This is a genomic window from Dactylosporangium sp. NPDC049525 (assembly GCF_040676755.1).
GTDB lineage: Bacteria > Actinomycetota > Actinomycetes > Mycobacteriales > Micromonosporaceae > Dactylosporangium.
The window spans coordinates 506,756-514,470 of sequence record NZ_JBFAPO010000002.1 but is presented as its reverse complement, the minus strand read 5'-3'; the positions used below and the strand labels follow the sequence as shown (position 1 = coordinate 514,470).

The window sequence follows — 7,715 nt, the reverse complement described above, 5'->3', positions numbered from 1 at the left end:
GACGGCAACCATCGCGCCGCGGGCCGCCGCCCACGACGCGAACAGGGTCAGGTCCGTGCCGGCCGCGTCGGCGGAGTCCCGGAACGCCGCCGCGGCCTCGTCCAGCAGCCCCCGCGCCTGCAGGCAGATGCCGCGGGCGCGGTGTGCGGTCGCGGTCCAGCCGCGGTGACCGGCGTCCCGGGCGATACGCAGCGCCGCCGCGGCGTCCTGCTCCGCCTCCTGGTGCCGTCCCAACGCGGTCAGCGCCTCGCTGCGGTGCCACAGCGCATACGCCTGGCCCTCCGCCGCGTCGAGGTCCCGGGCCAGCCGCAGCGCCTCGGACGCGTCGGCGAGCCCCTCGGCGGGCCGGCCCAGGAAGACCAGGCCGTGGCCCCGGGTCGAGCGCGGCGTCACGACCCGCAGCAGGTCGCCGGCGTCGCCGAAGGACCGCGCGACCCGGTCGAACAGGCCCACCGCCGCGTCGATCCGCCCGTCGAGGAACGTGGCCATCGCCCGGCCGTCGAGGATCCGCGCGACCCCGCCTGCGTCGCCGAGGCGTTGGTACAGCTCCAGCGCCGCCTGGGCACGTCCCGCCGCGCGGCCCGGCTCGCCGAGGTTCATGTCGAGGATCGCCGCGGTGTCCAGGGCGAACGCGCGCATCGCGGCATCGCCGGCCGCCGTCGCCTCGACGAGAGCCGCCTCGGCGAGCTCCGCGGCCCGGCGCGGGTCCTGCGCGCCAAACGTCAGCATCGCCAGCCTGGCCAGGCGCCGCCCCCGCGGGCCTGCCGGGTCGGCGCGCAGCGCCTCGCGCAGGTCGGCCTCGGCCGCGGCGTGCGCGCCGTGCACCGCGCCCGCGTCCGCCCGCAGCTCCAGCAGCGCGCCCCGCACCGGCCCGCGCGGGTGCAGCGCGAGCCCGGCGCCGCACAGCGCGACCGCCTCGTGGGTGGCGTGCCCGCGCAGCGCCACCCGGGCGGCCCGCTCGTACCAGGCTGCGGCGGTCGCCGAGTCACCCGAGTCCCGGTGGTGCCGGGCGATCTCGGACGGGTCGGCGTCCTCGGCCTCCAGGGCCTTGGCGAGCAGGCCGTGCAGCCGCCCCCGCCGCGCCGGTGACAGGTGCGCGACGGCGGTCTCGCCGACGAGGTCGTGCGCGGCGGCCCAGCCGTCCTCGCCGAGGCGGACCAGCCCGACCTCCGCGAGGGCCGACAACGCGTCCAGGACCGCCCGGTGCGGCAGCCCGGCGGCCTCCGCGACGGTCCTGGCCGGCGCCTCCCGCGCCAGCAACGCCACCAGCGGCAGGACGTCGGTGCCGGCGGCGTGCCGTTCGATGCGCCGCAGCACCGACCGCCGCTGCCCGGCCTGCCCGACCTCCGCCGCGAGCCGCACCGCGGACGGGTCCGTGGGGCACCAGCCGGACGCGTCGACCCTGACGACGCCGAGCGCGACGAGCTCGCGGAGCACCTCGGCGACGGCGAACGGCGTGCGGTCGGTGCCCTCGACGACGGCGGCGGCAAGGGTACGGTCACCGACCAGCCTCGCCACGGCCTGCGGGATGAGCGGGCCGAGTGGAATATCGGTGACGGGACGCACGTCGCGCAGGTCGGCCAGGACCGACGCCGGCAGCTCCTCGGACCGGAACACCAGCACCGCGGCGAGGCTGGGCAGCCTGGCCAGAGCCGAGCCGAGCAGGGTCAGGCTCGACGGGTCGGCCCACTGCACGTCGTCGGCGACGAGCACGGCACCGTCGCCGGCCGCCGTTTCCAGCACGCGCAGCCCGCCGGCGAGCAGCAGCGCCCGCCGGCTCTCCCCGCCGGGCACGGTGCCGCCCGGGTCCGAAGTGGACAGTTCCAGCAGCTCGGGGAGGAGCGTGGCAAGCACGTCGCGGAGCCGGGATGGCAGCGCCGCGCCGACCCGGGTGTCGACGGCGAGGGCCTCCCGCAGCAGCGAGCGGGCCAGTCCCCAGGCCTCGGCCCGTTCGGGCAGGAACGCTCGCGCCGAGATGACCGGCGACGGCCAGCCCCGCAGCGCCTCCGCGACGAGCCGCGACTTGCCGACCCCGGCGACGCCGCCGACGGCCGCCACCCCACCGGCGGCCAGCACCTGCCGCAGCCGGCCCACCGCGTCGTCCCGCCCGACGAACCGCAGCCGCGACTCCCCCGCCTCACCGCCCGCGCCACCCGCGAAGCGCACCGAGCCGCCCGCGGAACCCACCGGCCCACCCTCGAAGCCCGCCACGGCGGCAGCGGGGGTGGCGCCGCGCAGCAGCCGCAGTTGCAGGTCCGTGGCCTCGGCGGACGGGTCGACGCCGAGCTCGTCCGCGAGGAGGCGGCGGGACCTGTCCAGGTGGTCGAGGGCACCGGCCCGGTCGCCGCGCGCCGCGAGGGCCCGCGCCAGCAGCAGGACGCCCGGCTCGCGCAGCGGCTCGGCGGCGACGACCTCCGCCGCGTACCCGGCGGCGGCCACGTGGTCACCGAGCGCCGCCGCCGCACTCGCGGCGACCTCGAGCAGGTCCACCCACGCCCGGGTGAGCCGGTCCCGGGCGCCCACGGCCCAGTCGGCGTAGGCGTCCTCGGGCAGCGGCTCCGCCCACAGCGCCAGGGCCTCCCCTGCGGACCGCAGCGCCGCCGCCGGGTCCGCCGCGGCCGCGTGCCCGTGGGCGGCCGCCGCCCCGTCGAGGAACTCGGCGGTGTCCAGGCGGCACGGGCCCAGCGCGTACCCGCCGGGGCCGGTGATGACGAGCGCCGGGTCCCCGAGGGCCCGCCGGGCGCGGTTGATCAGGACGTTGACGTTGCCGGCGGGGTCGGCCGGCAGGCGGTCCGGCCACAGCGCCGCGGCCAGGACGTCGTTGGTGACCAGGTCCGGGCGGCGGGTCGCCAGGATCCGCAGCAGGATCCGGACCTTGCGGCCGGCGAACGCGGCCGGCGGGACCTCGTGCCCGTCGCGGAGCACCCGGAAGCGGCCCAGCAGCTGCAGCCGGACGTCCACCACCGCCTCCTCCACCCCGAAGACCGCCGGAAGACCGCAAGGTTTCTGCCAGGTCGTGTCCCTACCGTCGGCAACGACACCGAGGTTTGGAGGACACGATGATCGACACTGACGGACGGCAGGACTTCGCCGGGCCGCACACCATGGACACTACCGACCTGTACCGCAGCGCCGCCGACGCGTTCGCGGGGCAGGTCCGGCTGATCGGCGACCGCTGGGACGCCCCGACGCCCTGCGCGGGCTGGGACGTGCGGGCCCTCGTCCACCACATCGTGGAGGAGGACCTGTGGACGCCACCGCTGTACGCCGGCCGCACCGTCGACGAGGTCGGCGGCAGCATCGCCGGGGACCTGCTCGGCCCGGACCCGCTGTCCGCGTTCACCGCCGCGGCACACGACGCAGCGGCGGCGGTCGCCGGGACCGGGGCGATGCAGCGGACCGTGCACCTGTCGTTCGGCGACGTGCCCGGCGCCGAGTACGCGATGCAGCTCGCCGCCGACCACCTGGTGCACGCCTGGGACCTCGGCCGCGCGCTCGGCGCCGACCCCGACCTCGACACCGCGGCGGTCGTCGCGGTCCGGGCCTGGTTCGAGGGCACCGAGGACGCCTACCGGCAGGCCGGCATGATCGGCCCGCGGGGCACCGTCCCCGCCGGCGCCGGGCCGCTGCGGGAGCTCCTCGCGATGTTCGGGCGGCAGCCGTGAACGCCCTCGCCGCGGTCGAGCGGTTCAACGCGGCGTTCGACGCCAAGGACGTCGACGCGATCATGCGGGCGATGACCGCCGACTGCGTCTTCGAGGACACGGCGCCGCCCGGCGGGCAGCGGCACGTCGGCGCCGCCGCCGTCCGGGCCGCGTGGGAGCGGCTGTTCGCGGGCTCCCCCGACGCGCGGTTCACCGCCGAGGAGACCTTCCACGCCGGTGACCGGGTCGTGGTGCTGTGGCACTACCGGTACACCGGCGGCCACGTGCGCGGCGTGGACGTCTTCACGGTCCGGGACGGCCTGGTCGCCGAGAAACGCGCTTACGTCAAGGGTTGATGTGCGGGCCGAGCAGCGTCAGGTCCGCGGGTGACAGCCGGTCCCGGGCGGTCTTCGCCTGGTGCCAGTACGGGTACAGCAGCTTGACGGCGCTGACGTCGTCGAGCCGGCGCCGCTCCTCGTCGCTGAGGACCAGGTCCGCGGCGGCGAGGTTGTCGGCGAGCTGTTCGCCGGTGCGGGCGCCGATGACCACCGACGTCACCGCCGGGCGGCCGAGAATGTAGGCCAGCGCGACCTGCGCGGCCGACACCCCGTGGCCCGCGCCGATCTCGACGAGCAGCTCGACGGTGTCGTAAAGCTTCTCCTGGTCGTACACCGGCGGCTCATTCCAGTCACTGAGCTGGCGGGAACCGGCCGGCGCCTGGTGGCCGCGCCGGTATTTCCCCGACAGCAGCCCACCGGCGAGGGGGCTCCACACCAGGACGCCGAGGTGCTGGTCGACGGCCGCGGGGATCAGCTCATACTCCGCGTCGCGCGCCTGCAGCGAGTAGTAGATCTGCTGGCTGACGGGGCGCGGCAGGCCGTGCAGGATGGCGGTGCCGACCGCCTTCATCAGCTGCCACCCGGCGTAGTTGGACAGGCCCACGTAGCGGACCTTGCCCGATCGCACCAGCAGGTCGAGCGCCTCGAACGTCTCCTGCAGGGGCGTGACGCCGTCCCACTCGTGCAGCTGATACAGGTCGATGTGGTCGGTGCCGAGCCGGCGCAGGCTCGCCTCGCACCCGGCGATGACGTGCTGCCGGGACAGCCCGGCGTCGTTCGGGCCCTGGCCCATCGGCATGCGGACCTTCGTCGCGACCAGCACGTCGTCGCGGCGGCCCTTGAGCCCGCTGAGCACCTCGCCGACGATGCGCTCCGACTCGCCGCCGGAGTAGACGTCGGCGGTGTCGATGAGGTTCACCCCGGCGTCGAGGCACCGGTCGACCTGGCGGCGCGCCTCGGGCACGTCGGTGGCGCCGACGGCGGCGAACCCGCCCTTGCCGCCGAACGTCATCGTGCCCATGGTGAGGACGGAGACCATCAGACCGGACCGGCCGAGCGCGCGATATTCCACCCGGCCACGATACCCACCCGGCCCGCTAGGGTGGCCGGGATCGAGGGTCGGTTCGAGGAGGAGTTCGCCGGTGCGTGCCGAGGATCTACTGGAGCTGCCGGCGTCGTGGCTGGCGGGGCTGTATCCGCGCCGCGGCGGCGTCCCCGTCCCGGCGCCCACCGTGGCGAAGGACGCGGTGAAGAAGTTCGAACGCCTCGTCGGCTCGAAGGTCGGCGACCTCGCCGAGTCCCTCGCACGCCCCGAGACCGACCCCGACCTGCGCGCGGCGGCGCAGGGATACCAGTCCGGCGGCACCGCTGCGGCGTCGCCGCTGGGGGTCGCGGTGGTCACCGCGAAGGTCCTGCGCGCGATCGCCGGCACCCGGGTCGACGCGACGGTGATCGCGGACGCCTGGATCGCGGCCCACGGGCCGGTGTTCGCCGCCGTCGCCGCGGCCGAGCTGGCCGACCTGCGGGTCGGCGCGGCCGGCACGAACTGGCGGCAGAAGAACGAACAGGTCGTCCGCCGCCAGCCCGCCGAGTCGACCAACCTGGACTGGATGCCGGTCCTCGGCCGGGTCCGCGCCCATCTGGTCGCGGCGCCCGACGAGGATCACGCCGCCGTGGGTGCGGCCCTGGCCGCGGTACGCGCGGCGCGTGGCCCGCACGCGCGCGCGGCGGCGTCGTTCCTGCTGCCGGAGCGCAAGGACTGGGTCGACGAGGACATCCCGGCCACGCTGGTCATGTTCTCGATCGGCGACGCGGAGCAGCTGTCCCGGTTCACGCCGTCCCAGCGGCGGTCCCAGCTGTCGACGTCCGACGCCACCCTGGCGACGGTCGTCGACGGGGTGGGCGCCGCGCTCGCACCCGTCCTCGGCGAGCTGCTGGGCTCGTTGCCGCCGCACCACGCAGAGGGACGCGAACGGGTCGCCACCGCCCTGGCCGTCCTGCCGGACGACGGCGCGTTCCGGGCGCTGATCGCGCACGCCGAGCAGCCGCAGGCGCACCTCGCCCTGCTCGACGCCGCCCAGCGGTTCCCGGTCCGGGCGATCCGCCTGCTTGCCGGCTCCCCCGGCCCGGCCGGCGAGCTGTTCGAGGCGTACGCGGCCGGATGTCCCGAGGCCCTGGAGCTGGCCCGGCCGCACCTCGACCCCGCGCGGGTCCCGGCGCCGGTGGTGGTCGACGAATGCGATCCCGCGGACGTCCCGGCGCCACTGGTGGGCGACGGCCCGCCGCCCGAGCTGCCCGGCTGGGCCGACGCCGCGATCCTGCCGCGGGTCCGGCTGCGTGACGGCCGGGCCGTGCCGGTCGACGCGGCCCGGCGGCTCGTCGCCCTGCTGACCAGGTCCCGCGCGGGGACGGCGCCGGACGGGCTCGCCGAGGTCGTCGCGGCCTGCGACCGCGCGTCCCTGGCCGCGTTCGGTTGGGCGCTGTTCCAGCGGTGGCAGTCGATCGGGATGCCGGCGTCCGGCACGTGGGCGATGCTCGGGCTCGCCTGGATCGGCGACGACGACGTGGTCCGGCGGCTGACCCCGCTCATCAAGGTGTGGCCCGGCACGGGCGGGCACCACCGCTCGGTCGCCGGGCTGTCGGTGCTGACCGGGCTCGGCACCGACGTGGCGCTCATCCACCTCAACGACGTCGCGGAGAAGGTCAAGTTCGCCGGGCTCAGCTCGACCGCGCGGAGCATGCTGCACACGGTCGCCGGGCGGCTCGGCCTGACCGGCGAGCAGCTCGCCGACCGGCTCGTGCCGGATCTCGGCCTGCGGTCCGACGGCGGCCTGGTGCTCGACTACGGGCCGCGCCGCTTCGTCGTCGGCTTCGACGACCAGCTGCGCCCGACCGTCGCCGACGAGGACGGCAAGCGGCTCAAGTCGCTGCCGAAGCCGGGCGCGCGCGACGACGCCACCCTGGGTCCGGCCGCGCACCAGCGGTTCAGCGCGCTCAAGAAGGACGTGCGGACCCTGGCCGGTGACCAGATCCGCCGGTTCGAGCGGGCGATGGTGACCGGGCGCCGCTGGACGGCACCCGAGTTCGCCACCTTCATCGTCGGTCATCCACTGCTGCGACACCTCGCCCGGCGGCTCGTCTGGTCGTTCCAGGCGGCGACCGACGGGTCCACTGTGGAGGGTTCGTTCCGGGTGGCGGAGGACGGCTCGTCCGCGGGCGTCGACGACGACACGTGCACGCTTCCTGGCGGCGCGCTCGTGGGGGTCGCCCACCCGCTGCGGCTCGGCGCCGGCCAGGTGCACCGGTGGGCGGAGGTCTTCGCCGACTACGCGCTGCTGCAGCCGTTTCCGCAGCTGGGCCGCGAGACCTACGAGCTGACCCCGCAGGAGGCGAAGGCGACGGAGCTGGCCACGTTCGAGGGCCGGGTCGTGCCGTCCGGGCGGGTGCTCGGCCTCGAACGGTCCGGCTGGCACCGCGCCACGCCCCAGGACAACGGTCACCAGCCGTGGATCGAACGGCCGCTGCCGGGCGGGCTGCGGGCCTACGTCCGGCTGGCGCCGGGCTTCACGATCGGCCGGCCCGGTGACGACCCGGAGCAGACCCTCAGCGCCCTGGTCGTGACGGGGAGCCGCATCGGGTACCGGCGCAACGCCGCGGACGAGGTCCAGTTGGGCGCCGTCGACGAGGTGGCGATGTCCGAGCTGCTGCGCGACCTGCACCAGCTGTGACGCCG

General features: G+C 76.3%; 5 protein-coding genes. 3 read left to right on the top strand and 2 right to left on the bottom strand.

Going from position 1 to position 7,715, the window contains the following annotated elements:
• A partial coding sequence (locus AB0K00_RS06670; protein ID WP_363516413.1) for a BTAD domain-containing putative transcriptional regulator occupies positions 1-2,961 on the bottom strand: 2,961 nt, incomplete at its 3' end.
• A 98-nt stretch (positions 2,962-3,059) separates the two neighbouring features.
• Between AB0K00_RS06670 and AB0K00_RS06665 the strand changes: the two genes are divergently transcribed.
• Together AB0K00_RS06665 and AB0K00_RS06660 are read left to right on the top strand one after the other, a co-directional pair.
• Entirely contained in the window at positions 3,060-3,665 is a 606-nt protein-coding gene (locus tag AB0K00_RS06665; RefSeq protein ID WP_363516410.1) for a TIGR03086 family metal-binding protein, read from the top strand.
• Positions 3,662-4,000 carry a nuclear transport factor 2 family protein gene (locus AB0K00_RS06660; protein ID WP_363516407.1) on the top strand — a complete coding sequence of 113 codons (339 nt, stop codon included), beginning with the start codon at positions 3,662-3,664 and terminating at the stop codon, positions 3,998-4,000. The genes AB0K00_RS06665 and AB0K00_RS06660 overlap by 4 nt, the downstream gene beginning before the upstream one ends.
• Here the strand turns inward: AB0K00_RS06660 and AB0K00_RS06655 are convergent.
• A complete protein-coding gene (locus AB0K00_RS06655) occupies positions 3,990-5,054 on the bottom strand; it encodes an aldo/keto reductase (RefSeq protein WP_363516404.1) in 1,065 nt (354 codons plus the stop codon). The genes AB0K00_RS06660 and AB0K00_RS06655 overlap by 11 nt on opposite strands.
• Before the next feature lie 70 nt (positions 5,055-5,124).
• On the opposite strand from AB0K00_RS06655, the gene AB0K00_RS06650 reads away from it, so the two are divergent.
• A complete protein-coding gene (locus AB0K00_RS06650; RefSeq protein WP_363516401.1) occupies positions 5,125-7,710 on the top strand; it encodes a DUF4132 domain-containing protein in 2,586 nt (861 codons plus the stop codon).
• Positions 7,711-7,715 lie beyond the last annotated feature (5 nt).